33 protein-coding genes and 1 pseudogene are annotated in these 24,634 nt (G+C 59.9%); 5 read left to right on the top strand and 29 right to left on the bottom strand.

Annotated elements, in window-relative coordinates; translation table 11 throughout:
- Nucleotides 1-2: 2 nt before the first annotated feature.
- From ACFXS9_RS05845 to ACFXS9_RS05870, 6 genes and pseudogenes are all read right to left on the bottom strand, one after another.
- A complete protein-coding gene (locus ACFXS9_RS05845) occupies nt 3-818 on the bottom strand; it encodes an ABC transporter permease (protein WP_392686038.1) in 816 nt (271 codons plus the stop codon).
- A 38-nt stretch (nt 819-856) separates the two neighbouring features.
- On the bottom strand, nt 857-1,864 hold the full coding sequence (locus ACFXS9_RS05850; protein ID WP_392686041.1) for an ABC transporter substrate-binding protein: 1,008 nt from the start codon (nt 1,862-1,864) through the stop codon (nt 857-859).
- A gap of 169 nt (nt 1,865-2,033) precedes the next feature.
- A complete protein-coding gene (locus tag ACFXS9_RS05855) occupies nt 2,034-4,427 on the bottom strand; it encodes a xanthine dehydrogenase family protein molybdopterin-binding subunit (RefSeq protein WP_392686043.1) in 2,394 nt (797 codons plus the stop codon).
- Nucleotides 4,424-4,909: a (2Fe-2S)-binding protein gene (locus ACFXS9_RS05860; RefSeq protein ID WP_392686046.1), complete on the bottom strand. Its 486-nt coding sequence runs from the start codon at nt 4,907-4,909 to the stop codon at nt 4,424-4,426. The genes ACFXS9_RS05855 and ACFXS9_RS05860 overlap by 4 nt, the downstream gene beginning before the upstream one ends.
- Entirely contained in the window at nt 4,906-5,268 is a 363-nt protein-coding gene (locus tag ACFXS9_RS05865) for a hypothetical protein (protein ID WP_392687283.1), read from the bottom strand. The genes ACFXS9_RS05860 and ACFXS9_RS05865 overlap by 4 nt, the downstream gene beginning before the upstream one ends.
- A 57-nt stretch (nt 5,269-5,325) precedes the next feature.
- A pseudogene (locus tag ACFXS9_RS05870) lies at nt 5,326-5,786 on the bottom strand (FAD binding domain-containing protein); the annotation flags it as partial.
- A gap of 171 nt (nt 5,787-5,957) precedes the next feature.
- On the opposite strand from ACFXS9_RS05870, the gene ACFXS9_RS05875 reads away from it, so the two are divergent.
- Together ACFXS9_RS05875 and ACFXS9_RS05880 are read left to right on the top strand one after the other, a co-directional pair.
- On the top strand, nt 5,958-7,064 hold the full coding sequence (locus tag ACFXS9_RS05875) for an LLM class flavin-dependent oxidoreductase (protein ID WP_392686049.1): 1,107 nt from the start codon (nt 5,958-5,960) through the stop codon (nt 7,062-7,064).
- An 18-nt stretch (nt 7,065-7,082) separates the two neighbouring features.
- Entirely contained in the window at nt 7,083-7,958 is an 876-nt protein-coding gene (locus ACFXS9_RS05880) for a polysaccharide deacetylase family protein (protein WP_392686051.1), read from the top strand.
- A 52-nt stretch (nt 7,959-8,010) separates the two neighbouring features.
- Here ACFXS9_RS05880 and ACFXS9_RS05885 read toward each other — a convergent pair whose 3' ends face one another.
- The 15 genes from ACFXS9_RS05885 to ACFXS9_RS05955 all read right to left on the bottom strand — a co-directional run bounded on the left by ACFXS9_RS05885 (nt 8,011) and on the right by ACFXS9_RS05955 (nt 16,725).
- Nucleotides 8,011-8,565 (bottom strand): flavin reductase family protein, encoded by a 555-nt coding sequence (locus ACFXS9_RS05885; protein ID WP_392686054.1) that lies wholly within the window; start codon nt 8,563-8,565, stop codon nt 8,011-8,013.
- A 10-nt stretch (nt 8,566-8,575) separates the two neighbouring features.
- Nucleotides 8,576-9,802: an acyl-CoA dehydrogenase family protein gene (locus tag ACFXS9_RS05890; RefSeq protein WP_392686057.1), complete on the bottom strand. Its 1,227-nt coding sequence runs from the start codon at nt 9,800-9,802 to the stop codon at nt 8,576-8,578.
- A gap of 191 nt (nt 9,803-9,993) precedes the next feature.
- On the bottom strand, nt 9,994-10,422 hold the full coding sequence (locus ACFXS9_RS05895) for a GNAT family N-acetyltransferase (protein WP_213284888.1): 429 nt from the start codon (nt 10,420-10,422) through the stop codon (nt 9,994-9,996).
- 47 nt (nt 10,423-10,469) lie between these two features.
- Entirely contained in the window at nt 10,470-10,772 is a 303-nt protein-coding gene (locus ACFXS9_RS05900) for a hypothetical protein (protein ID WP_392686061.1), read from the bottom strand.
- Nucleotides 10,769-11,152 carry a hypothetical protein gene (locus ACFXS9_RS05905; RefSeq protein ID WP_392686063.1) on the bottom strand — a complete coding sequence of 128 codons (384 nt, stop codon included), beginning with the start codon at nt 11,150-11,152 and terminating at the stop codon, nt 10,769-10,771. Before ACFXS9_RS05905 ends, ACFXS9_RS05900 begins: the two co-directional genes overlap by 4 nt.
- Nucleotides 11,143-11,310, bottom strand: a complete 168-nt coding sequence (locus ACFXS9_RS05910) for a hypothetical protein (protein WP_392686066.1) — start codon at nt 11,308-11,310, stop codon at nt 11,143-11,145. Before ACFXS9_RS05910 ends, ACFXS9_RS05905 begins: the two co-directional genes overlap by 10 nt.
- A gap of 1 nt (nt 11,311) precedes the next feature.
- The gene (locus ACFXS9_RS05915) at nt 11,312-11,542 is read right to left on the bottom strand and encodes a hypothetical protein (protein WP_213284891.1); all 231 of its coding nucleotides are present in this window, start codon (nt 11,540-11,542) and stop codon (nt 11,312-11,314) included.
- Entirely contained in the window at nt 11,539-12,243 is a 705-nt protein-coding gene (locus tag ACFXS9_RS05920; RefSeq protein WP_392686069.1) for a hypothetical protein, read from the bottom strand. The genes ACFXS9_RS05915 and ACFXS9_RS05920 overlap by 4 nt, the downstream gene beginning before the upstream one ends.
- A 378-nt stretch (nt 12,244-12,621) precedes the next feature.
- Nucleotides 12,622-13,506 (bottom strand): tail fiber protein, encoded by an 885-nt coding sequence (locus ACFXS9_RS05925; RefSeq protein WP_392686071.1) that lies wholly within the window; start codon nt 13,504-13,506, stop codon nt 12,622-12,624.
- 121 nt (nt 13,507-13,627) lie between these two features.
- Entirely contained in the window at nt 13,628-13,828 is a 201-nt protein-coding gene (locus tag ACFXS9_RS05930) for a hypothetical protein (protein ID WP_392686074.1), read from the bottom strand.
- Nucleotides 13,800-14,303 (bottom strand): hypothetical protein, encoded by a 504-nt coding sequence (locus ACFXS9_RS05935; protein ID WP_392686077.1) that lies wholly within the window; start codon nt 14,301-14,303, stop codon nt 13,800-13,802. The genes ACFXS9_RS05930 and ACFXS9_RS05935 overlap by 29 nt, the downstream gene beginning before the upstream one ends.
- 8 nt (nt 14,304-14,311) lie before the next feature.
- Nucleotides 14,312-14,575: a hypothetical protein gene (locus ACFXS9_RS05940; RefSeq protein ID WP_392686080.1), complete on the bottom strand. Its 264-nt coding sequence runs from the start codon at nt 14,573-14,575 to the stop codon at nt 14,312-14,314.
- A 282-nt stretch (nt 14,576-14,857) separates the two neighbouring features.
- Entirely contained in the window at nt 14,858-15,724 is an 867-nt protein-coding gene (locus ACFXS9_RS05945; RefSeq protein WP_392686082.1) for a hypothetical protein, read from the bottom strand.
- A gap of 14 nt (nt 15,725-15,738) precedes the next feature.
- Nucleotides 15,739-16,149, bottom strand: coding sequence for a hypothetical protein (locus ACFXS9_RS05950; protein ID WP_392686085.1), 411 nt, complete (start codon nt 16,147-16,149; stop codon nt 15,739-15,741).
- A 135-nt stretch (nt 16,150-16,284) separates the two neighbouring features.
- Nucleotides 16,285-16,725, bottom strand: a complete 441-nt coding sequence (locus ACFXS9_RS05955; protein WP_392686088.1) for a hypothetical protein — start codon at nt 16,723-16,725, stop codon at nt 16,285-16,287.
- Nucleotides 16,726-17,547: 822 nt separating this feature from the next.
- Between ACFXS9_RS05955 and ACFXS9_RS05960 the strand changes: the two genes are divergently transcribed.
- Complete coding sequence (locus ACFXS9_RS05960; RefSeq protein WP_392686090.1) at nt 17,548-17,766, top strand: hypothetical protein; 219 nt, start codon at nt 17,548-17,550, stop codon at nt 17,764-17,766.
- Nucleotides 17,767-17,813: 47 nt separating this feature from the next.
- On the opposite strand, the gene ACFXS9_RS05965 is transcribed toward ACFXS9_RS05960, so the two are convergent.
- Nucleotides 17,814-18,161 carry a hypothetical protein gene (locus tag ACFXS9_RS05965; RefSeq protein ID WP_392686092.1) on the bottom strand — a complete coding sequence of 116 codons (348 nt, stop codon included), beginning with the start codon at nt 18,159-18,161 and terminating at the stop codon, nt 17,814-17,816.
- Between the two features lie 138 nt (nt 18,162-18,299).
- On the opposite strand from ACFXS9_RS05965, the gene ACFXS9_RS05970 reads away from it, so the two are divergent.
- A complete protein-coding gene (locus ACFXS9_RS05970; protein WP_392686094.1) occupies nt 18,300-18,521 on the top strand; it encodes a hypothetical protein in 222 nt (73 codons plus the stop codon).
- 8 nt (nt 18,522-18,529) lie between these two features.
- Here the strand turns inward: ACFXS9_RS05970 and ACFXS9_RS05975 are convergent, their stop codons facing one another.
- Nucleotides 18,530-18,883 carry a phasin gene (locus ACFXS9_RS05975; RefSeq protein ID WP_057844519.1) on the bottom strand — a complete coding sequence of 118 codons (354 nt, stop codon included), beginning with the start codon at nt 18,881-18,883 and terminating at the stop codon, nt 18,530-18,532.
- Nucleotides 18,884-19,162: 279 nt separating this feature from the next.
- Between ACFXS9_RS05975 and ACFXS9_RS05980 the strand changes: the two genes are divergently transcribed.
- Entirely contained in the window at nt 19,163-19,348 is a 186-nt protein-coding gene (locus ACFXS9_RS05980) for a hypothetical protein (RefSeq protein ID WP_392686097.1), read from the top strand.
- Here ACFXS9_RS05980 and ACFXS9_RS05985 read toward each other — a convergent pair whose 3' ends face one another.
- The 6 genes from ACFXS9_RS05985 to ACFXS9_RS06010 form a co-directional block, all read right to left on the bottom strand.
- Nucleotides 19,349-19,555: a hypothetical protein gene (locus ACFXS9_RS05985; protein WP_392686100.1), complete on the bottom strand. Its 207-nt coding sequence runs from the start codon at nt 19,553-19,555 to the stop codon at nt 19,349-19,351.
- A 166-nt stretch (nt 19,556-19,721) separates the two neighbouring features.
- Nucleotides 19,722-20,855 carry an alpha-hydroxy acid oxidase gene (locus ACFXS9_RS05990; RefSeq protein ID WP_392686101.1) on the bottom strand — a complete coding sequence of 378 codons (1,134 nt, stop codon included), beginning with the start codon at nt 20,853-20,855 and terminating at the stop codon, nt 19,722-19,724.
- Between the two features lie 142 nt (nt 20,856-20,997).
- On the bottom strand, nt 20,998-22,260 hold the full coding sequence (locus ACFXS9_RS05995) for a CaiB/BaiF CoA transferase family protein (RefSeq protein WP_392686104.1): 1,263 nt from the start codon (nt 22,258-22,260) through the stop codon (nt 20,998-21,000).
- Nucleotides 22,261-22,576: 316 nt separating this feature from the next.
- A complete protein-coding gene (locus ACFXS9_RS06000) occupies nt 22,577-22,999 on the bottom strand; it encodes a GFA family protein (protein ID WP_392687285.1) in 423 nt (140 codons plus the stop codon).
- 36 nt (nt 23,000-23,035) lie between these two features.
- Nucleotides 23,036-23,416 (bottom strand): methyltransferase family protein, encoded by a 381-nt coding sequence (locus ACFXS9_RS06005; protein ID WP_392686106.1) that lies wholly within the window; start codon nt 23,414-23,416, stop codon nt 23,036-23,038.
- Between the two features lie 82 nt (nt 23,417-23,498).
- Nucleotides 23,499-24,551 (bottom strand): hypothetical protein, encoded by a 1,053-nt coding sequence (locus ACFXS9_RS06010; protein WP_392686109.1) that lies wholly within the window; start codon nt 24,549-24,551, stop codon nt 23,499-23,501.
- Nucleotides 24,552-24,634: the final 83 nt, after the last annotated feature.

Below are 24,634 nucleotides of genomic sequence, written 5' to 3' on the forward strand. Positions count from 1 at the left end.
TCTCATCCGGCCGCCGCAACGGCACTTCCGCTGAAGGAGCGGGCGAGCGCAAGAATAAGCCAGGTAATGATGCCGAGCCCGACCGATAGCGCGGCCGAGATCGAGAAATTCGCAGCCAGCGTGAATTCGGTATAGATCAGCATCGGCAGCACATCGATGTTCGTCGCCAGCGTAAACGCCGTTCCGAACGCCCCCATCGCGGTCGCAAACGCAATTGCGCCGGAGGCGGCGAAGGCCGGCGCCAGGGCCGGCAGGACGACATCACGCTGCACTGCCCAAGGGCTCGCGCCAAGCGAGCGCGCGGCTTCTTCCAGGCCTGTATCAAGCTTCTGCACCGCGGCCATGATGGTGAGGATGACGCGCGGGATGGAGAAATACAGATATCCAAGAAACAACCCGTAGATCGAATAGGCAAAGACAAGCTTCTCGCCAAACACGCGGTTCGAGAAATCGCCGATCAGGCCCTGTCGACCGGCGAGAAGAATGATCATGAAGCCGACCACCACACCAGGAAACGCCAGAGGAAAGGTCAGCATCGCAATCAGAATGGCGCGGCCGGGGAAACGATGCCGCTGCAGGAACATCCCGGTGACCGTCGCCACGATCAGGGTCACAATGGTGGTCGCGGTGGCTAGCAAGACCGTGTTGAGGAGGGTCGCACGGTAACGCGGCTCGGTCAGGATCGCGAGATACCCCGCGAGCCCCTGCGGTCCTGCTGCTCCCGTTACAACAAGCCGCGCCATCGGCAACAGGAAAAATGCCGCCGTCACTACAGCAAGCGGCAGCAGGCATGACCAGACAAAAGACCTATGCGACATCAGAAAAGCGGTGCCCCGGCGAGAGGCGCCATATTGCCTCAGCGAACCTCGGCGAGATAGCGATCGACAAAGCCTTTTTGCATGTTTTCCATCTGGCCCCAGTCGACGTTCTTCGCACGCGCATATTCGCTGTCAGGCAGGAATTTCTTCTTCACCGCCTCGGGCAGATCGATCGGCCGCGCCGGCCGAAGGTAGGCGTTGGTCCAGATCGCCTGTCCCTTGTCCGACAAAAGATAGTCCAGCACCTTCCTGGCCTTGTCCTTGTTGGGCGCGTTCTTGACGAGGCCGGCGACATAGGGAAACACCACCGACCCCTCGCAGGGGATCACGAATTCAAAATTGCCCTTCTCGGAGTATTTCGCGCGATAGGCGTTGAAATCATAATCGAACAGGATCGGCATCTCGCCAGAAACGACGCGGGCATAGGAAGTCTGCTTGGGGACGATCGGGTCGTTCTTCCGCAGGTCCTTGAAGAAGTTGATCGCGGGATCGAAGTTCGCTTCGGAGCCACCGAGCGCCAGATTGATCGCGACCGCACCGACATACCCGACGGCGGCCGACGACGGATCGAGATAACCGACCATCCCTTTATAGTCGGGCTTCAGGAGATCCTTCCAGCAGGCCGGCACCGGCTTGCCGCCAAGCGCGTCCTTGTTCACGAACAGGCCAAGCGTGCCGGAATGAAGCGTGATCCAGTAACCGTCGGCATCCTTCGGGCCGGCGGGGACCTGGTCCCATTTCGCCGGCTTGTAAGGCTCAAGCGCATCCTGCGTCTTGGCCTTCATACCAAAGGTGACACCAAAATAGCCGATATCGCCCACCGGGTTATTCTTCTCGGCAAGTATCTGAGCAAGCGCTTGGCCGGAATTCTTGTTGTCATGCGGGATATCGTAGTTGAGGTCGGCTTTGAGGGCCTTGAGCATGGAAGCCCAGTCCGCCCATTCCGGCGGGCAATTGTAGCAGATGACGTCGGCCGCTTTGGCGGATTGCCAGGGCGCGATTAGCAACAGCGCCAGCAAGGCAAGAACAAAACGGGCGGTCTTCATGGGGGCACTCCAGGTTAGGGCAGCAATCGACGATCTAATCACCAATCGGTGTGACGTATAGCCGCGTATGAAGGTTTTGCGACAGCGCGTTGCGGGGAAGGCCGCAGCACCGCCCGGCGCGCCATCAACGTCCGTCCTGCCCCTCCTGTTCAAACTTATCGCGGTCGCATTAGATGCGTCCCAAGGCGGTCAGAATAACTTGAGGCGTCAGGGGGATTTCCGTGATGATTGTCCCAAACGGCCTGAGCGCGTCATTGACCGCATTGGTCACGGCGGCCGCCGCACCTGCCGTGCCGGCTTCCCCTGCGCCCTTCGCGCCCAATTCCGATTCGAGGGTCGGTGTAACCACATGTCCGACGTCGATGTCCGGCATTTCACCGGACATCGGAACCAGATAGTCGGCCATATTTGCGTTGGTGAGTTGGCCACGTTCGTCATATACGCATTTCTCGAATAGCGCGGCGCCAAGCCCCTGCACCACGCCGCCTCTGATCTGCTCATCAACCAGTTGCGGGTTGATGATCGTGCCGCAATCCTCGACCACCCAGTGCTTCAGCAGCTTCACAAAACCCGTATCGGGATCAAGCTCCAGCCATGAGGCCTGAACGCCATTGGTGAAGGCGAAGGGATATTCGCGCGGCACAAAGTGCCTGGTCGCCATCAATTCGGGCTGAATACCCGGCGGCAGCGTGTCGGGGCGGAAATAGACAATTCGCGCGAGCTCGCTCAGATCGATCCGCGGCGCGCCATCGACGACATTCACTACCGCGTTGTTGACGATGTCGAGTTCGCCCGGCATAGACTGGAGGATGGCGGATGCGACGTCGAGTATGTTTTTCCGCAGAACCTTGGTGGCCTGCAGTGCGGCCTCGCCGCCAATGCCGGCACCACGCGAGGCCCAAGTGCCCCCGCCATACGGCGTGTTATCCGTATCGCCCAGGATCACGCGGACGCGATCCATCGAGACGCCAAGCACGCTTCCAACGATCTGCGCGGTAAGCGATTCCGATCCCTGTCCTTGCTCGGTGATACTCGTTTGGCAGATCACTGACCCCTGCGCATCAAGCCGCACCGCGACACCGTCCTGCGAGGATATCTTCGCACCGCCTACGCCATAAAATGCCGCGCTCGGGTTGGTAACCTCGATGAAGCTAGCGATGCCGATGCCACGATGGATGTTCTTCACTCGCAAGGCAGCCTGCTCAGCGCGCAACGCATCGTAGTCCATCATTTGGACGAGCTTGGCGAGCGCCGCATGGTGCGACAGCTGCTCGAAGCGCAGACCTGATGGCGAGGCGCAGGGGTAGGCGTCGTCGGCAATCAGATTGCGCCGACGGATTTCAACCGGATCCATGGCAATCTTCATCGCCGCCAGATCGACCAGGCCCTCCGTCACCGAACAGGCGATCGGATGGCCAACGGCACGGTACTGGCACATCACGTTCTTGTTCTGGAATACGACGCGGGCGTGGGCCCGGTAATTTCCGGTCACATAGGGCCCGCCGACCAGATTGACGACCTGATTGGCCTCGATCGCGCTGGTGCGCGGGTACATCGAATAAGGCCCGATGCCCGTAAGATCGTCGATCTCGAATGCCATGATCGTACCATCGCGCTTGACGCCGATCTTTCCCTTGCAGCGATGGTCGCGGGCATGAATATCGGTGTTGAAGCTCTCGACCCGGTCGGCGACGAACTTGACCGGACGCCGCAGGAGTTTGGATAGTGCGTAGGTCGCCATCTCGTCGGCATAGATATGGACCTTGATACCGAAGGAGCCGCCGACGTCCTTGCAGACGACGCGGACCTGCGATTCCTTCAAGCCAAGATGGAGCGCCGCGATATTCTGCACCATATGCGGCGCCTGCGTGCCTTGATAGATGGTCAGCCTGGCTTCCGCGGCGTTCCAGTCTGCCACCACCGCGCGCGGCTCCAGCGTCACGCCGGTGTGCCGTCCGAAAACGAACTCTGCTTCGACCACCTCGTCGGACTCGGCAAAGGCCTGGTCGACGGCGCCCGCGTCGTGAATGCGCTCAAACGCCAGATTGTCCCCGAGGGAGGCGTGGATCACAGGCGTTGCCGGATCGAGCGCGGTACGCATATCCGTTACGGCGTGCAGATCCTCATATTTAACCAAGACATGCTCTGCGGCGTCCTCGGCCTGTGCGCGGCTGGCCGCTACCACGGCAGCGACCGCTTCACCCTGCCAGCACACTCGGTCGATGGCGATCGCACTTTGCGGGGCGGATTTGAGTCCCTTCAGATGCGAAAGCACGCCAACCCACGGCGTGATGACGGTCGATAGCTCCCTGCCTGAAACGACGGCGATAACTCCGGGCATCTGCTTGGCCGCTGAAGTCTCGATGCCAACGATCCTCGCGTGCGCGTGCGGCGAGCGTAGGAACACGGCATGCGCCATACGCGGCAGCTCGATGTCGCTGACATAGAGCCCGCGTCCCTGCATCAGCCGATCGAGGTTCGGCCGCGACACTGTCTTGCCGATATAGGAATTCGGGCGGTCCAGCGCAGAAAGTGTTTGCGGATTTTCCCGCTCCGATGTCATGGCCGGCGTCCCGTGCGCGCCCACGCTGTGCTCTCGATGGCGTCGACGATGGCCTGGTAACCGGTACAGCGACAATAATTGCCGGAAAGATGCTCGCGTATCCGCTCTCGATCCGGACACGGCGATTGCTTCAGCAGATCCTGCGCCGCCATCAGCATTCCCGGCGTGCAGAAGCCGCACTGAAGTGCGTTACGCTCCCGGAATGCTGACTGCAAATCGGCAATTTCGCCGCTATCGGACAGTCCCTCGATCGTCTCGATCGCTGCATTGCGCGTCTGAACCGCGAGCATCAGGCAGGAGCGGACGATGTCGCCGTTGACGCGGACCGTGCAGGCCCCACACACGCCATGTTCGCATCCGACATGCGTGCCGGTCAGCTTGAGATGCTCGCGAAGAAAATCTGCCAGATTCAGGCGCGGCAATACATTCGCTTCGACGAGCTCGCCATTGACACTCAACGCAATCGCAACCGTAGCCGTCACGCTGACGCTCCCGCACGGAGATCAGGACGGGCAAGCAGTAACGACACGCAGCGCGTCAACAGAACCTTCGCCAGATGCCGACGCATGGCGGGTGTCGCTTGGTGATCCTCCAGCGGATCGAGTTCATCGTCCAATGCAGAAGCTGCCTCAGACAACACCGCAGGCGTGATGGCGACATCGACCAGCTTGCTGGCAGACTTGGCCAGCAACGGGCGATCGCCGACGGCAAAGAAGCCAAGCCGAAGATCGGCAAAGCGCCCATCCTTGATGGAAGCCTGCGCTGCGAGGCCAACAATGGCGTAATCGCCATGCCGACGGGCGAACTCATGAAAGAAATGCGTCGAGTTCTTTGGAGTCACCGGCAGCTCGACGGCAACCAGCAGTTCCTGCGGAGTAAGCGCGGTTTCGTAGATCCCGACGAAGAACTCGTTTGCCGCAATCCGCCGCTCGCCGCCCGGTCCGCGGGCAATGATGGTAGCGCCAAGCGTGAGCATGCAGGCCGGCAGTTCCGAAGCTGGATCAGCGTGCGCAAGGCTCCCCCAATCGTGCCGCGATTGCGGATCGCGGGATGGGCGACATGGGCGACCGCATCCTTTAGCAAGGGAGCATGGGCTGCTATTTCCCGCGACTTCAACAGATCAGCGTGACGTGTCAGCGCACCGATGGTGAGGACCTCTCCCTTCACCGCTACCCCGCGCAACTCGGTCAGCTCGCCAATATCGACAATGAGTTCCGGCGCGACCAGGCGCAGATTCATCGCCGGCACCAGGCTCTGGCCGCCCGACAATAGCTTGGCAGCTTCGCCATGCACGCTCAACAATTCCAGCGCATTTTCGACGCTGGTTGCGCGAGCGTAGGCGAAAGCCGAGGCTTTCATTTTTGGCGTGACCTCCCCGGCCAACTATCGACATTTTCGCGAGATTAGACGGCTGAGACCGCCAAAGGTCAAGTTTGTTAGATGATTATTTCGACTTTGAGCTTGTTTTCGAGCGACGAACGACGCACGTTCTGTGCAAATAAAAAGCCTGCCGTTAGGGAAGAGCGAACCATGAGGCTTGGGTTCTTTACGATGCCGATCCATCCTGTCGACAAGGATTGGCGGCTTTCGCTCAAGGAAGATCGAGAGGCTTTCCTGCTTGCTGATGAGCTTGGGTTCACCGAAGGCTATGTCGGCGAGCACACCACGGACAGAGCCGAGAACATCACGTCCTGCATCGCATTCATTGCATGGCTCGCCGCGGCAACTAGCAAGATCAAACTTGGCACCGGCACCGTCAACATGCCGAACGCCCATCCGGCGGCGATTGCAGCCTCGATAGCGATGCTCGATCACATGCTCGACGGGCGACTGATCTTCGGTATCAGCCCGGGTGGTCTGCTGTCGGACGCGGAAGTGTTCGGCAATCTCGAGGCGGACAGGAATGCCATGTTCCTGGAGGCGATCAATCAGGTGCTTCAGATCTGGGCCAGCGAGCCGCCCTATAATCTGCAAGGTCAATTCTGGAGTATATCGGTGCAGAAGACTCTGATCGAGGACATCGGCCAGGGCTTCATTGCGCGCCCACTGCAGCGGCCGCACCCGCCGATCGTGGTCACTGCGGTGGCGCCGTTCTCAAAGGGTGTGACCGAAGCGGCCGCGCGCGGTTGGGAACCAATCTCGGCAAATTTCCTGATGCCGGTCTGGGTGAAGAGCCATTGGCCGAAATACGTAGAGGGATGCGAACGCGCTGGCCGTCCTGCGGATCCAGCGAACTGGCGCGTTGCCAAGAGCGTGTTCGTAGCCAAGGACGCAGCTACCGCAAAGGCTTATGCCACAGATCCAAACGGACCTTATGTCTACTATTATCGCTCGTTGCTTACCAAGCTGAAGCGAAGCGGTCGCATCGAACTGTTCAAGACCCGCCGCGATCAGCCGGACGACGAGGTGACGCTGGAGTCGATCTGCGACAAGCTGATCATTCATGGCACGCCGGACAGCGTGGCGGATCAACTGCTGGCCTTTCAGGAAGAGACCGGACCCTTCGGCACGTTGCTGTATGCCGGCAAAGACTGGAAAGACCGCGAACTGGGGCGACAGTCGATGGTCCTGATGGCCGAACAGGTCATGCCGAGGATCAATGCCGGCGCATCCGGCGATTCCAAAGCCGCCGAGTAATCCGCGGGGGAGCTTGCCGTGGCGCTGAGCGATCGCATTCCCTATCAAGCACAAGTCGACAGGCCGAAGCTCACCCTTCCCGGCGGCAAGAAACTCGCGGTATGGGTCATCCTCAATGTCGAGGAGTGGCGGATCGAGAACGCGATGCCTCGCACCGTGCTGAGCCCGCCGATGGGCCAGCCGCTATTGCCCGACGTGCCGAACTGGTCCTGGCATGAATACGGGATGCGCGCCGGCTTCTGGCGACAGCTCAAGGCACTGACGGATCGCGAAATACCCGTGACGTTGGCGCTCAATGCCAATGTCTGCAACGCCTACCCGCGTGTCGCCTCCGCTGCGCTCGACGCCGGCTTTGAATTCATGGGCCACGGTTTCGTGCAGGGGCCGATGCACAAGGTCGAGAATCAGGCGGATGCCATCAAACGATCGGTCGAGACAATTTCGAAATTTGCAGGCAAGCCGCCGCGATCATGGGAAAGCCCGGGCCTCACCGAGACCGAGGAAACCCTCGATCTGCTGCGCCTCAACGGCATCGAGTACGTCGCGGATTGGGTGATCGACGATCTGCCGCAGGACATCGCCACGCCCCACGGCACCATCACGACGATCCCCTATTCGATCGAAGCCAACGACATCGTCATCCACGCACTTCAGCATCTTTCTTCCGAGCAATTCCTGAAACGCTGCACCGATCAGTTCGATCGTCTATATCTCGAAGGCGCATCGAACGCGCGGATCATGGCAATCTCAGTTCACCCGTACATCACGGGCGTGCCGCATCGTATCAAGTATCTGGAGGCGTTGCTCGACTATGTTCTGGGTCACGACGGCGTGGCCCTGATGACAGCCAGCGAGATTGGCGACTGGTATCGCGCGGAGATGGCAGAGATCTAGATTTGCGGTCTACCGCAGGCTTGTCGGCGGCCCAACGAGATTCGGCGCTTGCTCACGAGGACTTACTGTCATCTCCAGCAATGAACCTTCCGAAACTACCGCGCGCAAACAGCAAGGGTTCCCGCCGATTATAGGCATAGGCCTCGACGGCGCCGAGGAAGATGATGTGGTCGCCGCCGTAATACCGATTGGCCGCGCGGCATTGGAAATTGGCGACGCAATCGGTCAACACCGGCGCGTTGCCAAGCCCCGGCGTCCAGTTCACGCCGGCGAACTTGTCATCCGACGACTTTGCGAACTGCGACGCCAGCGCCTGCTGGGAAGCTCCGAGAACGTTGACCGCAAAATGGCTGGCGTTCTGGAAGATCGTAAGCCCCTGCGAAAACATCCCGAGACTCCACAACACCAGCGGCGGATTGAGCGATACCGATGCAAAGGAGTTGCAGGTAACGCCATACGGCCTCCCGTCCGCGGTCATTGCCGTGACAATGGTGACGCCAGTGGCGAATGTGCCGAGCGCATTGCGAAAATCCCGCGGGTCAATCGCCGAGTTGCCGCTGGCAAGTTCATTGGCCGGATCGGCCGGATGTTTGGGTGCATCAGACATCCGCCGGGCCTCAGAGCGTCAGATTTTCGGACGGCAGGCCAAGCGCCACGCGTCCATAGTTGGTTCCTGCCGCATCAAAATTGAATGCGAGGTGCGAATTCACGGCGTGAGCGTCGCGGAACTGCCGCTGCAGCGCGCCTGACGTGAACAGGCTGCGTGCGCCACTTGCCGCGAACAACAGCGAGACCGCTTCGGTGCAGAGGTTCACTGCGAAGGCGCCATCCCGCCGCAACCTCGTCTTGACCGCGAGGTCTGGAATATGGCCCCGCCTCGCCTCGGCCATCGCATCGATGCAGTTCGTACGCATCACGAGGCGAGCCGCATCGATCTTGGCGGACGCTTCCGCGATCTTGATTTGGGTCGTCTGCAGATCGCTGAGTTTGGCCCGATTGTAGGTCGAGGCCCGATGCCGCGCGAGCTCGACGTAATCATCGAGACAGGCTTGCGCATTGCCCAAACCGACGCCCGACAAGACGTAAGGAAACAGCGAGAATACCGGTAGCGCATAGAGCGCGTTTGGATTGACGGCGCTTCCGGGCGTCGGTCCGCCGGTCAGATCGCTGACTGCGATGGTCATGTTCTCCGCAACGAGGCAATCCTCGACCCATACATCGTTCGACCCGGTACCGCACAGGCCCGTCGCATTCCAGGTGTCGTTGATCCTGTATTCGTTCCGGTTGAGCAGGAATATCCGGTATTCGATACCCTCGGCCTCATCGTCCGAGGACACCACGCCTGCAAGCATGTTCCAGTCGCAGGATTCCACACCCGAGGAGAACGGCCAATGACCGCGCAAGACGTATCCCCCTTCCGCCTTTCTCGCGCGCCCGGCTGGAAAGATGAAGGACGAGGCAATCAACGCATCGGCATTCCTGCTCCAAACCGCGTCCTGCGCATGCTTGTCGAACATGCCCAGCATCCAGTGGTGGCTGGCAAGGTTGGCGAAGTTCCATGCTACGGAAGCATCCGCCTGCGCCAATGCGTCGGAGCAATCGACCAGAGCCACATAGTCAAGCTCGGCACCTCCGACGCGCCTGGGCTGCACGACCCGGAACAAGCCGGCGTCATGCAAATCACGTTCGGTCTCGGGCGGCAGGCGTCGGAGCTCCTCCGTCTTTGACGCGCGATCGCGCAATTCCGGAATCAGGGCCTGGGCACGTGCAACCATGGCGTCATAGCTGTCCGAGCCCGGCCCCGCGGGTGAACCTGCATCCGGCTTGCGGCCGTACTCCGCCATGTGTTTCCTCGCCTGCTTCGTTGCCTTTACGCCGCCCGCGCTTTGCCAGTCTACCGGCTGATGGCCAATGATCAAGGCGGACGGAACATGGCTACTCCGCCGCAAGAGGCTGCTCAAAAACGCAAAAAAGCCCGGCGGCCGATGGCCACCGGGCGAGTAGAGGCATTTTGAGGCATGGAAATGCCAAGCAGCTATTTCATGTCCTTGCGCCAGTAAAGCGTGTTCGGCCAGGCCCAGGGATGCGTTGGGCTGAACAGGCGGTAACCCGCGCGAATGAAGTTATTGGCTGACGAAATATTATCCGTAGTGTCAGATACGATCGCACACCATCCATTCAGACGCGCGCGCGCCTCCATGGCTCGCATCAGGCGCAACTGAAGCCGACGTCCGCAATGCTTGCCCAGCACGCCCACGCGGCAAAAATAGCCCGCTTTGAAAACGTGCGTCGACGAAATGACGCCGGCGAAAGCGACAGGCCTGGTTCCGCAGAGCGCAAGCCACCAGTGCCCCTGATCGAATTGCGGAACGGGTGCGGTGTCAAGAAACGTCAACTGATGAAGTTCTGCAAGTGTGTCCGCAATATCGTCCTCGCTCCCGTCAACCTCGCGAATTTGATACATGTCGCACCTGCATCCGAGTTCGTCTACGTGTGCGGCAAGTCAACCGATCATTTGCCGAGCGTCGCCTTGATGCCGAGCCACACGGCACCGACGAACCCCGTTACGATCATCGTGACGACTGCTTTGAAGGTATAACTCTGTGCCTGCTCGACGCTTCTTCGCCAGCGCCGCAGGTGCTGAAAATCAGCACGAAGCTCCCGTCGATCGTCTTCGTCGATCCCAAACGAAGTCAGTGTCGTTGCGACGGCTTTGAGAACCACTGCGTCGATGTCGTCTTGACAAATCCTTTGCTGTTCAGCCAGCGTCTCGATGACGATGGCCCTGACATCCGCCGCCTGCATCCCTGTCATCGCTTGATAATCCGCGCCACGTTCTCGAAACCTCGCTTGGCGAAATAGAACGACACCACGAGATTCGAGGTGATCGCCGCAAAGCCCGCGAGCGGATCGGTCCTGCCAAGGCCGAGGACCTTGTCCCAGATCAAGAGTTTTCCGAAATAGACCGCGACGAAATATCCCATCAGCTTGTCGGGCTCGTACCAGCGCCCGATCTCGGCCATGCGATATCGCATGATGGCGTCGGTTTCGGAGACCTGTGCGGCGATCTCGGCTGATGCCGTCTCACTCGCGATTTTCTCCGAGGTGTTACCGGCAGCAAGCTTCGCTTTGTAACCTTCGATCAGACCCTTGACGACCGGGCCGCCGATGAAACTGATGATGGTCATCCACATTTGCGCGTCTCCAGCGTCATCCATACCGCGAACACGACCGCCAACCCTTCAGCGCCGAACACGCCCGGCCGGACCTGATAGAGCTGGCTCGCCATCCAGATCACCCATCCGCCGGCCAGCACGGCCGTCCAAGCCAGCAGGGCGAGCACGATTTTCATGTCAGAGCGTCCGGCGGCGGCAGGCTTCGGTGATCACGCCGGCCAGCGCTGCAAAGGCCAGCATCTTGAACGCCGACCTGGCGTCCAGGCTCGATAGCTGCGTGAAGTCGTATCCCGAGAAGGCCGCGATGAGGCCTGCGCCAACGATGCCGACGACGTATTGGATACGCGCCCAGAGGATCGTCACGGAATCCTTGAACCATGCCTTGACCTCGTTCCATGTGCTGATCATGCTTTCCTCCTGAAAACCACGTTGAAAATGTTGGCGATGAACGCCCCGATCGAACCTTGCGACGGGTTGGTGATGGATGGCGTGGCGGGCTTTTCAGCCGGGATCGGCTTGACGGAAGCCGCGGGCGTAATCGGCGCACCCGTGAACGTGATGGTGGGATCAAGCGCCATCATGGCCTTGAGCATGCCGGCGCAGCCGAGCTGGCGATCGACGACGTTCGGGTCATAGACCCCGTCGCGGACATATTTTCCGCAGGAATATTGATCGGTGCCGGACCAGACATAGGGCGAAGGCCGCCCTCGCGCCGCGTAGCCGAGCCCATTGTATCGCTCGAGCAGCGTCAGCGTGCCCCCGGCGCTCCAGTCCGTGTTGCGCGCCGCGTAAGGCGCGCAATTGACCAGTGCATCCATAGCTGCCTCTTCCCACGACCTGAAGGGGCCGCGGCCGGCAGGCACATGGACCGAAACCCTGTTCCAGGGATCGCCCTGCGCCAGCGATCCGGTCCAATCCTGTGAGCACTCGCGCTCGTGGATGACGGCAATAGCCGGCCAAGGAACGCCGGTTCTGGCGGATACGGCCTGGTATCTCGCCTTGGCAGCCGGCGCGACCAGCCGCCGGGCAACAGTCGTGAAATTGCGGGTCAGCCTGGCGGCGGCCCAGCGCTTGGCGTTCGATTCGGTAAGAAGGATCAGATTTGTCATGATGCTCAGGTTGACGACGCGTCGGTTGTGAACTTGTTTGGCGGGCGCGAGCTTTGGCTTGTTTCCCCCAGATCGCGGCCAATTCCGTCCGCCAATTGTCGATTCCCCATGAAAAAGCCGCCCGACAATGAGGGGCGGCGGAAAGTGATTCCCCGGATTGCTGTTCCCGGCGGGGTTGTGATACTGACGAGCAATGCGTTACGCGATTTCCGCCTTTCTCAAGGTTCGATATTGGATCAGGCCCGACGTTCGGGCGTGGCTTGACGGTTTCGGGGCTCTATTTGCGATCACGCTTTTCTTTTGCTTGATCCAATCGGCTCACGACGGCATTGCGAACCGCAACCACGACTTCGACGCGCAGCGATGGTGGTTCCCGATCTACAAAATCCTTATGATGTAGTTGCAGATAATCGTCGGTTGCACGATGTTGTGCGCTGAAGCAGAACCTGCGTTGTTCGTAGTAAACGGGTGGACGTGTCGCGTACTCGCCCCACCGGTCTGGACACTTTGGGTCGAGCCGTTGAGGCCCACGCCCGATCCGCTCGCCCCAAATGCCAAAGGTGCTTGTTCCGAGTGCGTGTGGTCCGGAGTATCATTTCCAGTCGTACCTGTATGATTGTGCGTCAGGATGACGTTGTTGGATTCCAATCCTCCCACCGCGCCCATATTCGCCGAATTCCCGCCGAAATAGGTTGCCGTCAGCCGCGACGCCGCAGCCTCTTTCATCGCGGAGACGCGGCCGGTTTTGTCCGGAACATTGAACGTGGTCGAGCCGTCGCCGACGCCGTAAGTAGTCCCCCACCGCGCGAAAGCCCGCGCGTAAACGGTCCGCGAAATCGCCTGCCCTGCCGGGAAGATGAACGCGCTGTTGGGCGCTATCGTGTCCCAATAATCCATTCCCCCCAGGAACGGCACGTTGAATGGGCTGGTAAAGTAGCCCCGCAGATAGAACGCGCCATCCGCGTTGCTATAGAGCGCCGTGTAAGGCGTGCCCTGCACCAGCGTTCCGGCAACTAGCTCGGCATTTGGTGCGCTGCGCAGAGGCCTCGCTCCGAGCCCGTCAACGTTCAGCGTTACCGTGTCGCCGTTCGTAATGTGCGGCGTGAACGCGATCATCTGGCCGTTGAGTCGCGCCAGCGTGTCGAAAACCTGATAGCTCGAAACCGTGTACGCCGTCGCTGTCCCGCCCGTGACAATCGCGCCGGCAGTATCATCGCGATGTTTGGCGACCGACGCCATCATCGCCCGCGCCGAATCGTTCACGCTGGAGGGCGACTGCCCTTCCTGCCAGTTGATCGAAGGATCGGCAGTCGCGTTGTTTGCCGCCGTCTGCGACCATCTATAGAGAGTCATCTTAATTCCTCCGTTTCCAGCAAATGACCGGTCAAGCCTTGCTGTCCAGCTCGAGATATTGCGCGCAGGGGCACGCGGGCACCCGTGCCGTCACGAGATTGCGGATCACTCCGGGCGGAACGCCGGGGCTTTCCTTGGCCACGGCGTCTACGTGCGCGTCTATGATTTCCTCAATTTCAGCCCTGATCTGTTTGATGCGCTCTTCAAGCGTTGGGGTGCTTGTCGTTTTCATTGGATTTGCTTTCCTCATTCGTGCGGGTCTCGCTCTTCTGGTATGCCGCCAGCTTGTGCCTCGCGGTGGCTGCCTCGTTCTGCGCCCGCCGTAACGCCTTTTCGCGTTGGGCTTCGTGGACTGCCACGTAGACCTGCAGGTCATACGGCAGCGATTTGAAGCGCTGCTTGCGGTCGTTCGGCCACGAGCGCGGCGGGTCGATTCCGGCGAGATCGCTGATAGCCGCCGCTGCCGCGCCCCCGAGCGTCGGGTCGGCCAAGCCGGCCGAAACATGCAGCCGCGATATGTCCTGGACCGCAGGCCAAAGCCGCTCGATGCCGAGCGGAGCGCAATCCACGACGAAGCGTGCGACATGTGCCGGCGCTGCGGGACAAGGCGACAGGCCGTGCAGTTCGCACCATTTCGCGAACATCGGCGCAGCCTGCATCCGGGCTCGCGCCAGAGCGGCGAGCACCGGGTTGATGGTAGGACGCATCAGACGTTCTAGCGCCTGGCCTTGCGCAGCGCTTCGTGAACGGTACCCATCTTCTTGCGCAAGGCCATCAACTGGACGCGCCGACGCAGACTGTGCGGACTGGAGTCGATCTCACCTCCCAGCTCGCTGTCAAATCTTTCGAGAACTTCCGCGCGTTTCTGCACTCCGTAGAGCGCGAAGTTCCTCGCGATCTCTCCAGTTGTCATTGGCTCACCATGGAGCTTTTCGGCGGCGGATTCGGCGCGTTCGACGAAGTCGCGGTTGTCCTGCATCGGTAAATTTCCCTTAGAACAAAAGCCGCCATTTCCAGGCAGTGGCTCGAAGATTTGAAAGAGCATCGTCGGCCTGAGGGCTGCGCGTACGGAAGCGGCGCGGCCGACAGCCACGCTCGCAGACATCACGAAAGCCAGACGGGAATAGACGTGACCGGCGCGCCTACGGCGAGCCGAAAAAGACCCAGGGTGGGAGAAGCCTTTGTTTCGATGAATCGTCGCCGATAGACGCTCCCTGCCGCAGCCGGGTCGGATCCGCAGGATCAACGCCCGCCAGCGAAGCTACCCAGTTGCCAACATCGCGTGGAAGCGAATTTCGATTCCCAAACGACCCGGAGCCGGCGGCGGGACCACCAACACCCAGCACGGTAGGCTGCGGCTGCTTGCCGTTCCCTCGATCCAGATACTCAAGATGTTCGTTGATGGCCGGTGGCGAAGCGGCGGTAAAGCTCGGTAACAATCCCGGCGGCGTGCTGCCGGGATAGGCAAATTCCTTTCGACGGCCGCGCTCAACTGCGCGTCCGTAAAAGGATGATAGATGCGCCCAATTCCGCGATCTGGACCCGGCTCATCGAGCCGCCCGTGTCCGCGGTGTTCAATGTTGTAGCTAACCCCTTGGTTCTCGGGATCGTGCACTTCCCTTGCTATCCTGCGCGGCAGTTCAACGTGAGATCCTGCATTATTGTTATGGAAATCAAAATTGGTATCCCACGGTTTGATTTCAACTCTCTCGAACGTCTTGGTGCGGTCTGGCTTAACGACGACGTGACCAGAGATCCTGGCACTTTCGTCTCCGAACACCAGCGCGCGCGTTTTGTAGTCTGGAGATGAGCCCGTTATGTAGTTCAATATTCTGGCTGTCAGCGAAGGATCCCTTGGGTCTCTACGTGGCACGAAATCCAACAAGTTATACCGCCCCGGGGCGAGCTTTCGATTGTTGGCGACCATCTCGATAATCGGAAACATCCCAGGATGATAAAATCTTCCCGGCCCTTCGCTCATGTACCACGACATATCCACCGAAACAGGTGACGGCGGTCCAGCAACCGGGACGGGAGTTCCCGATCCGGACGGCTCGAAGTAATGATCAAGAAATTGTTGCGCCCTCCACCGCTGCCCATTCGTTAGCTTGACTTCATTTCCGGACATAGCCTGCTTGTCTCCTAATCGGCGTAGATGCCTGACTCAGCGAATATGTAGCTGCCGCAGTTTGAGAGCATCACGGTCGCATGACGTGGGTTTGGCCTGGCGGCTGTTCGAGCGAACAGGTTGACCTCCCAGACGACGACAAAGGAATAGTTTCTAGTTCTGACTGCGCTGCAGCAATTTTCCATCTCACTGAGATCATCCACGAAGTCGGGAGCGCTACCAAATCTGTTTGAACTGAAGCGAGCATCCTTAACGATCTTCTTTTTCGCCACCTCAATGGCATCTACCTCCGATTGGATGACGCGATCCCCTGGCCCGCAACTATTCATGCGATACGAGAACTCGGCTACAAACCCTATCCACAGCGCCAGCAGCAGTGCGATCAAACCAAGAAAGACATTTCTGGGGCGCAATATTTTCTTCATGCTTCAGTTTCGTTACTCAACAGGAGTCGGTGTGCCAGAGATTTGTGCGCTCCGATAATGGTCGATAAATTGCTGCCACGTCCAGCGATCACCACTTGTCAGCTTGACTTCATTCCCAGACATGCCTTCTTCCCCTTAGTAGTCCGCGTCTTTGTAGGAATCCGAAGTGGAAATCACGCCGCAGTTCGACATCGCAACAAGGGCCGTATGGCTCTGCGCACTTCTCGATGCTCGCCAGTAGATACCTGTGTTTGGTGTCGTGGAAATGCTTGCGCCCAGATAGACATCCCAGAAGATCGAACCGAGCATGTTGCGGGACCGAATGGCATTGCAGCAATTTTCTGCTCGCTCGAGCGCATCGACAAAATCTGGTGCGCTACCGAAGCGCTCGGAACTAAAGAAGGGATTCTTGACCATTTTCGTCTTCGCGACGGCAATCGCATCTGCCTCTGACTGAATGGGATGATCTCCCGGCCCGCAGAAATTATTCGTGCGATAGACGAACTGAACTATCCACACGACCAGAGAAACGGTCAGGGCAAGAAACACATTTCTGGCACGAAAGATTTTCTTCATGTTGGCCCTCGATCGTATGAAGAGCCAATTCTGCGGCTGCCGCGGGGATTATTCGTGAACAGCGCCTGGACCTTGCGCGCATAATTTCAGGATTTTTTGTGCAGATCCCTGACCATTCCCGTCTACACGACTTCTCAGCGCCTGCCAGACTTCCGCGCATGATACAGCGCCACCGCATCTTTGATGTCGCCGGAGCTTGAGAGTTTAGCGCTAAGCGTCCGCAGATCTGCCTGCTGCCGTTCCGAAGGTGTACGCGACGTGCCGGGCCGCACGACCGGCGGCAGCGGTCTTGCCGCGGCGGCATCCCTCGCCTTCATCATCAGACGGTATTTTCCGGCATCATCGCGCATGCCGGCCAATTGGGTGTGATGGAAGGTTCGGACGGCGGCGCGCTCGTGACGCCCGGGCGGGGGCGTTGGGAGTTGCGGCGTCGATGTGCGGCCGCCGTCCGATTCGAGAATTCCAAACAAAAAGCCCGCGACGGATTTCTCCGTGCGGGCTTGGCAATTTTCGCGATGATGACGTTATGCCGGTGATTTGCCCGACATGTCAAACCGTTTTCGAGTGGTCAACGGATTGCGGAAAGCTCGACGAAACGGCTTCGACAATTTGAAATCGGCTGATTGAAACTCTTATGAAGTGAAAAGCCCGCCACCGTTTTGCGGCGCGGGCTCTACGAGATCGGCGATGATGTCATCGTGCACCTGATTTGCCCGACACGTCAAGTACCGGAGCAGCCTCAAATCGAACGCAGCAATATCGAAACGAAATCGCTGGCCGTGGATGGCGCAACCCGCGGTTCAACTGAGCGCAAGGAGGCGGATGTTTTTCGTTGCTGCCATGCTCACGATTCTGTCGGGCCTGTTCTATGCGGCAAGCCGTCACGAGATTGGCTCGCTGGGTGTGGCGATGTGCCAATATGGCAGCCCGTTCTGTGACAATCCGCTGCTGGTATTGGTGGCGGCGGGCTTGGCTGCATGCTGGGCGTGTTCGTCAGCGTGCGCTAATGTGCTCTTTCGGAGGCCCTGCGAATTTCCGTGATGATGCCGCTATGCCGGCGATTTGCCCGGCGCGTCAAACTGCACGCTTTATTGCGGCGCCCGATTAGCCGGGTGAACCGGCTTTGGCACGGGCGGTTCAGGCTCCACCTCAAGCTTCGGTTCGGTTGGCATGACCTGCGCACCGGCTGCCCGTGCAGCTTCCCCGGTGGTACTGTAACTGGCAATCGTTGGGTGCTGTACTTTCGGCTTGTTCCACGGCCCGTGGTCAACGATCAGCATGCCGAGCACGCCGAGAATGGCGACCCCAATCGCGACCTTCAATGGCGCGCCACCGCTTCTGATCAACTGATCTTCAGTCAATTCTTTCGCCATCCGAAAATCCACGTTGCTTTCCTCTTTCCAATCAAATCCGGACGATGCCGAAAGTTCCCTCATCGACCTGCCAGAGGTGCCTATTGGAACAAATGTATTGGCCACGCATTGTCGGGAACGTCAGCCGTCGCTCGGCGAATGCCAAAGCGATCGAGTGAGTTGCAAATTGTGAATGAAACCTCAGGACCATCTCAGCCCGGCATGGCGGAACGCGCCATTGATACCGCGACTGATGTGTCACGCACGCTGACGGAAGTGTCCGCCGCGTTGCAGACCGCGACCGGTCGTCTCAGCGACGCGATTACCGCGGCGCGGAAACCGGGAATGCCGCTCTCGACCATCAGCGCGATCACTCGCGAAGCGCCGCTGGCCAGTCTATTCGTCGCCTTTTTGTTCGGTATCGCGATCGGACGTCGCCGCTAGCAGGCCCCTCAGAACTTGCCCTTCGTCGAATCCTTTGCGGCGGACATGACGCCGCCGGTTATCTGTCGCATATGTTCGCCCGCATTGGTGAACTGGCTGCGCAGGAATTCAGACTGGATCTGCATCGCTTCCTGGAGATCGGTCGCATGGACCAGCTTGCGGGCATGCTCGAACGCAGCCTTCATATTCTGTTCGGTAAACGACAGCGCCTGCTTGGAAATTTCCGTGCCCGCCCCCGGCATCGACGTCATGGACTTTCCGGCGGCATCGAAGAACATGCCGAACGCCTTTTCTGCCTGATCGATGGTTCTCTCGGCCAACTCGCGCAGCTCGGCCGGGACTTCGAGTTTCGGTTCAGTCATGGTCGCTTCTCCAATGTCGACGTTGGCAGGTTAGCATAATTCCCGGCTGCGTCTGCGCCGTATTGGACCGAGCCGATATATGCCTGGGCGGCCGGTAAGCGGCTGGCCCTTCAGAAATACCGAAGGAATGATTTCCTTCCCCCGCGGCCCGTAGCCGTACGGGCGCGGTGCCCGATTCCAATGGTGGCAACAGTGTGGCATAGTGATTCGGGCTTAGGGATCGGCTGTCGGTGGCGTTGCGTCTCTGATTTTAAGTCTCTCTTGGGACATGGAGATAAGATGCTGCAAACATTTCGACCGACGCCGACCTGCACGCGCTTTCCAACCAGCATAGAAATGCCGTGCATGAAATGCGGCGCACAGATGCGGCTCGCCACAATCGAGCCACGCGACCAGAATTACGACGTGCTGACCTACCGCTGCACACCTTGCGACTCCGGCGAGAGCTTCCTGAAGGCGCGCTGATTACGAGCCGTTCAGCGCGGCGATCCCCGCCTGCGTCAGCACGATCCCCTCGTCGCGCACCTCGACCAGGCCGAGACCCGTCAATGTTCGCAAGTCTTCGTCGCTGACCGGCGACAGTTTCAGTCGGCGAGCCTGAATGTCCCGCAACGTCCAGCGGAGATCGATAGCCTTCTCGAGGCTGAATTCAGCGAAAGGATCTTCTGCCATTCGCTTCGCTTCCAACTATTGGACCATCTGAATCAGATCTGTCGTGGCTGCGGCGCCCCCTTGGACGCGCCTGATAATGCGGCAATCGACGTCAGGTTCCCGACGACGCGAAGGCAGCGCCGACCAGAGGTATCTGCGCTCCAGACCGGCCGCAGCTTTCGGCTCCTCAATAGCGGTAGGGCTCGATATCCAGCAACGGAAAAGCGCTGAACACACTGGGGGGATTGGTCGCCGTAGCTGCATGCAGATAGGACTTGTCGAGCTCGCCCAAGCGGGTGACGCCGAGCAGCCCGAGGCAGCGGATCACTTCGTCCTCCAGCAATTCAAGCATTCGCACGATGCCGGCCTCGCCTGCAGCCGCGAGTGCCCAGCATTGCAGACGGCCGATGCCGACCAGATCGGCGCCGGAGGCAATCGCCTTTACGATGTCGGTACCGCGGCAGAACGACCCGTCAACCATGATCCTGGCGCGACCGGCAACCGCGTTGACGATTTCCGGCAAGACGTGCATCGCGCCGCGTCCGTGGTCGAGCTGGCGTCCGCCATGGTTCGACACATAGATCCAGTCCACGCCATGATCGAGCGCGATGGCTGCGTCTTCCGCGGTGGCGATGCCCTTGATCACCAGCGGAATTTTATACTTGTCCTTGATCAGCTTCACCGTGCGCCATTCCAGCCCTTTCTGGAAGTCGCCGCCGGTGGCCCGGATACGGCTTTCGCGGACATACCGTTTGGCGATATCGCGCTCGCGCCGGCTGTAGTGGGCGGTGTCAACCGTCAGGCAAAAGGCGGAATAACCATTCTCGATAGAACGGCTGACAACGTCTTCAACAAAGGCGTCGTCGCCGCGGACATAGAGCTGATAGATACGCAATGCGCCGGGTGCGGCTTTGGCCGTCGCTTCCAGCCCCGGCTCGGATACCGAGCTCAACATGTGAGCGGCGCCGAACTGCCCTGCTCCGCGCGCGACCGCGGCGCCTGAATCGGGATCGAAAATCTCGAGCGCGCCGACCGGCGCGATCATGACTGGCAAACGCAGGCGGCGGCCGAATACCTCGGTCGATGCGTCGACGTCGACGACATTGCGCAGCACCCGAGGCCGGAATGCAATCTCGTCGAGCGCCATGCGGTTGCGACGCATGGTGGTCTCCGTTTCGGAGGCCCCAACGATATAGTCCCATGCGTTCTGGTTGAGGCGAGCGCGCGCTTTCCGGACGAATTCGTGGAGATTCTGGAATTCTTCACCGCTGGCGCCGAGCTCGACATTTCTCGCCGACCGTATGGGGGTCCCGTCGTTCATGATGTTTCTCTCCCGCTTTGGCGGCACATTAGCCGCAGAAGAACGGAAAAAGCTACCGCTTTGAATGGGTTAGGCGTGGTGCAAACGCAGAGATGTCATTCGTTTGCGAGATACATCGGGATAGAACGAAGATCAGCTTCGCTCAAGCCGCGTTACCCGTTTTCCCGAAAGCCCCCGCCTCGGTCAGAGCTGCAATACGCCGCTCATCGTATCCGAGCGTCTTTTGGAGCACCTCCCTGGTATGCTCACCCAGCAGCGGCGCCGCCACGGGATCGACGGTTGGCGTCAAGCTCATCTGCAACGGCGTTTCAATATTGGGGACGGCGCCCGCGGTCGGATGCGGGATCCGGCTGAGGCGATGACGGTCGCGCACTTCCGGCGCGTTGAATCCTTCCTCTACCGTGCGCAGATAGCCAACCGGTATGTTGGCCTTCTTCATCTTCGCCATCCAGTTCTCAAGACTGTCGGTCGCAAAGACACCGGCGATGATGGCACGCAACTTTTCTCTGTTGGCAGTTCGGTTTCTCCTGTGGGCGAACTCGGGATCCGTGACGAGATCCGGCCGTTCAAGCACATCCACCACAAGCCGGCGGTAGAGCCGGTCATTGGCGCAGGCCATGTAAAGCGGTCCATCGGATGCCTGATAGACGCCGACGGTGGGCGAGCCGTTCGGCGAATTTCCGAAACGGCCCGGGTTCGCGCCACTGATGAGATAGGCCATGCCATAGAAACCGGTCATCGACACGGCGGTGTCAATCAGCGCGATCTCGACCTGCTGGCCGCGGCCGAGCCGGTCGCGGGCGATCAGCGCGAGCAGGATTGCGTTGCATGCCGACATACCCGTCGCCATATCGACGATCGGCGGACCGGTCCGCACCGGCTCGCCATCCGGAAAGCCGTTTAGCGACATGAAGCCGCTCTCGGCCTGCGTAATCGGATCGAAGCCCGGACGCAACGCGAACTCACCCTTGCGGCCATAGGCCGAGATCGAGCAATAGATCAGTCGCGGATTGGTCGGCGCGACGGAAGCATAGTCCAGACCGAACTTCTTCATCACGCCGCCGGAGAAGTTCTCCACCACGACATCCGCTTTCGCGATCAGTTCGCGAGCGACCTCGAGCGCCGCAGGATTGTTGAAATCGAGCGTGATGCCGCGCTTGTTGCGGTTGAGGCTGAGGAAGGCTGCGCTCTCGCCGCCGATTTCCGCGTGTTCATAGTGTCGGGTATCGTCGCCGCCGTCTGGGTTTTCGACCTTGATAACTTCGGCGCCGAAATCGGCCAACGTTTGCGTGCAGGCCGGACCGGCAACGACCCTGGTGAAGTCGACGACCAGTAGACCGTCCAGTGCGGTCGGTTCGCCCTTTGCGCGCGGCGTTCGCTCCGGCAATTGCGGTCTGGCAGTCATTTCCAGCATTTCCTCTTGTTTATTTTGCCTGGCGAAATGAAGGTTTTCGCCGCGACTTCAAGGCTTTCTTACCGGAACCGGATGGGCAACGCCAAACCCCGATTTTGCAGGGCGGGACCTGCCGCTGACATAGCTCTTACAGCACGCGGGGACGTCCTCGCGTCCAAGCTGCAGGCTCCAAACTCGACGTGCCGGGCACCAAAAAAGACGCTGCCCACTCCCGGGTCAGGTCCGGAAGTCGAGCAGCGCCTTGTTGATGTGCCGACGCCGCAGACAATGTTCGCTGCGTCGCCACTTCTCCAGAAGCCCGTTCCCTTTACTCGGGAATCATTTCACCGGAGCCGCCAAGCTCAGCCGGGAAATCTTTCAGTTTGGGCAACCCATCCCGCATTGGCAGCACCGTCTCGGCGTAGTTGATGTGCACGCCGGGCGTGAAAGGTAGCGTCGGAAGGGTTGCGGCAAAGACATCGATCAGCCCAAGCGTCGGGTGGTTTGTCATCAGATGACCGCCACATTCCGCACAGTACTTGCGCTGGCTCATCGGCGTCTTCTCGAACGTCGAAACATGTTGCGCGCCTGCCGTGATCCGTACTGCATCCGGCTTCCACAGCGTGAACGCATTCACGGGTCCCCCGGACCACGAACGACAAGAACTGCAATGACAATAGCCCATTCCTTCCGGCGCGCCCGTGACCTGGATCTCAACCACACCGCAAAAACAGCTTCCAGTATGCTTCATCATTCTCCGTCTCCTATCCAGCCACTTGAAAAGTGGTTAGGTTAGTTTGTGCCAAGGAAACAGCATCGAAACGCGCTCTCGATAACGGCGGTATTCGTCGCCGAACATGCCGATGAGGTCGCGTTCCTCGAGCATTATACCAATAAAGATGTAGGCTGTGGTCACCGCTGCGAACAGCAGATGCCCGGCGCTCATCGTCGGGGCCGCCCAGAAGGCGGTGATGAAGCCGAGATAGATCGGGTGCCGGACAAAGCGGTAGAAGAACGGCGTCCGGAAGACCGGTGCCAGCATGTCGCGGTCGACGAGATTGTTGGCGACCTGATGCAATCCGAACAGTTCAAAATGATTGATCAGGAGGGTGCTCGTGAACACGATCACCCAACCCACGAATGACAGCGTTGCGATCACGATGGCCATTTCAGGCTCTTGGACATCGCGAGCACTATCTCGAAGGCTTTCGCCGCGCCGGATTGGAATGAGCTTCCGCGACCGGCCTCGATTACTGCTGCTTTTCCCAGAACGACAGCAATCCCTGCGAAGCAGAACCTCCGATCACGCAGGGAATGCCGACTGCGACCTGCCCTAACGCAGCCGCAGAGACGCAGCCGAGCGCGACCGCGCCGACGCCGACCTGACCCCAGAAGCTGAGATCGCGGCGGCTATCGGAGCCCTTGGTCTTGAGTTCATCCACGGCGGCCAGCGCATCCTTGCGGAGAGCAGCGATCTGCACCGTGTCCGCCGCCTCAACTACTTCGGCCAGCGGTGCCTTGACTGCCGCCGGTTGCCTTGCAAGTTCGCTGCGGAGGTACTCGCGCAAGCTGGCATCACGAATCGCGTAGCTTGCCAACGTATAGCGCGCCATGCTTCCGACCGTCAGCTTGTCGACCGTGTCGCGGCTCTTGCTCCATGGCAGCATCTGGATAATGCGCTGGATCGGGGCATGCGAGCCGGTCGCAAAATAGTAGCCCCACAGCGTATCCAGCAAATCCTGGTTGCTCGCCAACGTGAGCGTCGTGTTCAGCTTCCGCTCGTCCTTGGCAAACGGATTCTTGGTGAAGGCGCCGCGCAACTTGTCCATCATGCCGGGCTTTACTTCTTCCAGCGGGATGTCGGCCAAAGTCGGCAGCTTGCCCGCCAGATAGCTGTCGATCATGACCCGCCGGCCCGGCATTCGTGGCGCGACCCGGCGCAGAACGTTTCTCCAGTCAGGCAGCCCCGAATAGGCGATGGCGCGGACGATCACCCATTCGTCTTCCGACCGAACGGGGAAGAAACTGGCAATGAGTTGCTCGGCCTTGGCGGGGTTGGAGCCAATCGCACCGGCGATAAAGCCCAGGTAAATGCCGGCGTTCTCCGGCTCCTTGAATGTTTGCGAGTGAAACAGCACCCGCACGGCTGCGGGGACATGGGCATAGTCTGGCTTGGCGCGGTAGTTATAGATCCACTGCTGGACTACCCCGAGCGAGGCGCGCGGATCGACCTCCGGCGCCTTCTCTGCGTGCGCGGGCTGAATCAGCATGAGCGCAACGGCAATGAAGGCGGCATATCGCATGTGATGCTCCTGCGAGCGTCGACGCCTGCGCGGTTCCTGCGCGAGCGTCCGAGGCTCTCTCGATGGCGAAGCATGAAGCGTGC

The sequence above is a fragment of the Bradyrhizobium sp. RDI18 genome (genome assembly GCF_043203335.1).
Taxonomy (GTDB): Bacteria; Pseudomonadota; Alphaproteobacteria; order Rhizobiales; family Xanthobacteraceae; genus Bradyrhizobium; species Bradyrhizobium retamae.

What these genes read in the sequence shown, in the direction of transcription:
- ACFXS9_RS05930 (WP_392686074.1), bottom strand. Translation starts at nt 13,828, where the DNA reads ATGAAAACGACAAGCACCCCAACGCTTGAAGAGCGCATCAAACAGATC.
- ACFXS9_RS05890 (WP_392686057.1), bottom strand. Translation starts at nt 9,802, where the DNA reads ATGGCGGAGTACGGCCGCAAGCCGGATGCAGGTTCACCCGCGGGGCCG.
- ACFXS9_RS05970 (WP_392686094.1), top strand. Translation starts at nt 18,300, where the DNA reads ATGGCGGAACGCGCCATTGATACCGCGACTGATGTGTCACGCACGCTG.
- ACFXS9_RS05945 (WP_392686082.1), bottom strand. Translation starts at nt 15,724, where the DNA reads ATGTCCGGAAATGAAGTCAAGCTAACGAATGGGCAGCGGTGGAGGGCG.
- ACFXS9_RS05850 (WP_392686041.1), bottom strand. Translation starts at nt 1,864, where the DNA reads ATGAAGACCGCCCGTTTTGTTCTTGCCTTGCTGGCGCTGTTGCTAATC.
- ACFXS9_RS05900 (WP_392686061.1), bottom strand. Translation starts at nt 10,772, where the DNA reads ATGACAGGGATGCAGGCGGCGGATGTCAGGGCCATCGTCATCGAGACG.
- ACFXS9_RS05980 (WP_392686097.1), top strand. Translation starts at nt 19,163, where the DNA reads ATGCTGCAAACATTTCGACCGACGCCGACCTGCACGCGCTTTCCAACC.
- ACFXS9_RS05995 (WP_392686104.1), bottom strand. Translation starts at nt 22,260, where the DNA reads ATGACTGCCAGACCGCAATTGCCGGAGCGAACGCCGCGCGCAAAGGGC.
- ACFXS9_RS05990 (WP_392686101.1), bottom strand. Translation starts at nt 20,855, where the DNA reads ATGAACGACGGGACCCCCATACGGTCGGCGAGAAATGTCGAGCTCGGC.
- ACFXS9_RS05845 (WP_392686038.1), bottom strand. Translation starts at nt 818, where the DNA reads ATGTCGCATAGGTCTTTTGTCTGGTCATGCCTGCTGCCGCTTGCTGTA.
- ACFXS9_RS05965 (WP_392686092.1), bottom strand. Translation starts at nt 18,161, where the DNA reads ATGAGGGAACTTTCGGCATCGTCCGGATTTGATTGGAAAGAGGAAAGC.
- ACFXS9_RS05920 (WP_392686069.1), bottom strand. Translation starts at nt 12,243, where the DNA reads ATGACAAATCTGATCCTTCTTACCGAATCGAACGCCAAGCGCTGGGCC.
- ACFXS9_RS05985 (WP_392686100.1), bottom strand. Translation starts at nt 19,555, where the DNA reads ATGGCAGAAGATCCTTTCGCTGAATTCAGCCTCGAGAAGGCTATCGAT.
- ACFXS9_RS05905 (WP_392686063.1), bottom strand. Translation starts at nt 11,152, where the DNA reads ATGTGGATGACCATCATCAGTTTCATCGGCGGCCCGGTCGTCAAGGGT.
- ACFXS9_RS05875 (WP_392686049.1), top strand. Translation starts at nt 5,958, where the DNA reads ATGAGGCTTGGGTTCTTTACGATGCCGATCCATCCTGTCGACAAGGAT.
- ACFXS9_RS05855 (WP_392686043.1), bottom strand. Translation starts at nt 4,427, where the DNA reads ATGACATCGGAGCGGGAAAATCCGCAAACACTTTCTGCGCTGGACCGC.
- ACFXS9_RS05895 (WP_213284888.1), bottom strand. Translation starts at nt 10,422, where the DNA reads ATGTATCAAATTCGCGAGGTTGACGGGAGCGAGGACGATATTGCGGAC.
- ACFXS9_RS05885 (WP_392686054.1), bottom strand. Translation starts at nt 8,565, where the DNA reads ATGTCTGATGCACCCAAACATCCGGCCGATCCGGCCAATGAACTTGCC.
- ACFXS9_RS06005 (WP_392686106.1), bottom strand. Translation starts at nt 23,416, where the DNA reads ATGGCCATCGTGATCGCAACGCTGTCATTCGTGGGTTGGGTGATCGTG.
- ACFXS9_RS05910 (WP_392686066.1), bottom strand. Translation starts at nt 11,310, where the DNA reads ATGAAAATCGTGCTCGCCCTGCTGGCTTGGACGGCCGTGCTGGCCGGC.
- ACFXS9_RS05940 (WP_392686080.1), bottom strand. Translation starts at nt 14,575, where the DNA reads ATGCAGGACAACCGCGACTTCGTCGAACGCGCCGAATCCGCCGCCGAA.
- ACFXS9_RS05975 (WP_057844519.1), bottom strand. Translation starts at nt 18,883, where the DNA reads ATGACTGAACCGAAACTCGAAGTCCCGGCCGAGCTGCGCGAGTTGGCC.
- ACFXS9_RS05960 (WP_392686090.1), top strand. Translation starts at nt 17,548, where the DNA reads ATGTTTTTCGTTGCTGCCATGCTCACGATTCTGTCGGGCCTGTTCTAT.
- ACFXS9_RS05915 (WP_213284891.1), bottom strand. Translation starts at nt 11,542, where the DNA reads ATGATCAGCACATGGAACGAGGTCAAGGCATGGTTCAAGGATTCCGTG.
- ACFXS9_RS06000 (WP_392687285.1), bottom strand. Translation starts at nt 22,999, where the DNA reads ATGAAGCATACTGGAAGCTGTTTTTGCGGTGTGGTTGAGATCCAGGTC.
- ACFXS9_RS05935 (WP_392686077.1), bottom strand. Translation starts at nt 14,303, where the DNA reads ATGCGTCCTACCATCAACCCGGTGCTCGCCGCTCTGGCGCGAGCCCGG.
- ACFXS9_RS05955 (WP_392686088.1), bottom strand. Translation starts at nt 16,725, where the DNA reads ATGAAGAAAATCTTTCGTGCCAGAAATGTGTTTCTTGCCCTGACCGTT.
- ACFXS9_RS05950 (WP_392686085.1), bottom strand. Translation starts at nt 16,149, where the DNA reads ATGAAGAAAATATTGCGCCCCAGAAATGTCTTTCTTGGTTTGATCGCA.
- ACFXS9_RS06010 (WP_392686109.1), bottom strand. Translation starts at nt 24,551, where the DNA reads ATGCGATATGCCGCCTTCATTGCCGTTGCGCTCATGCTGATTCAGCCC.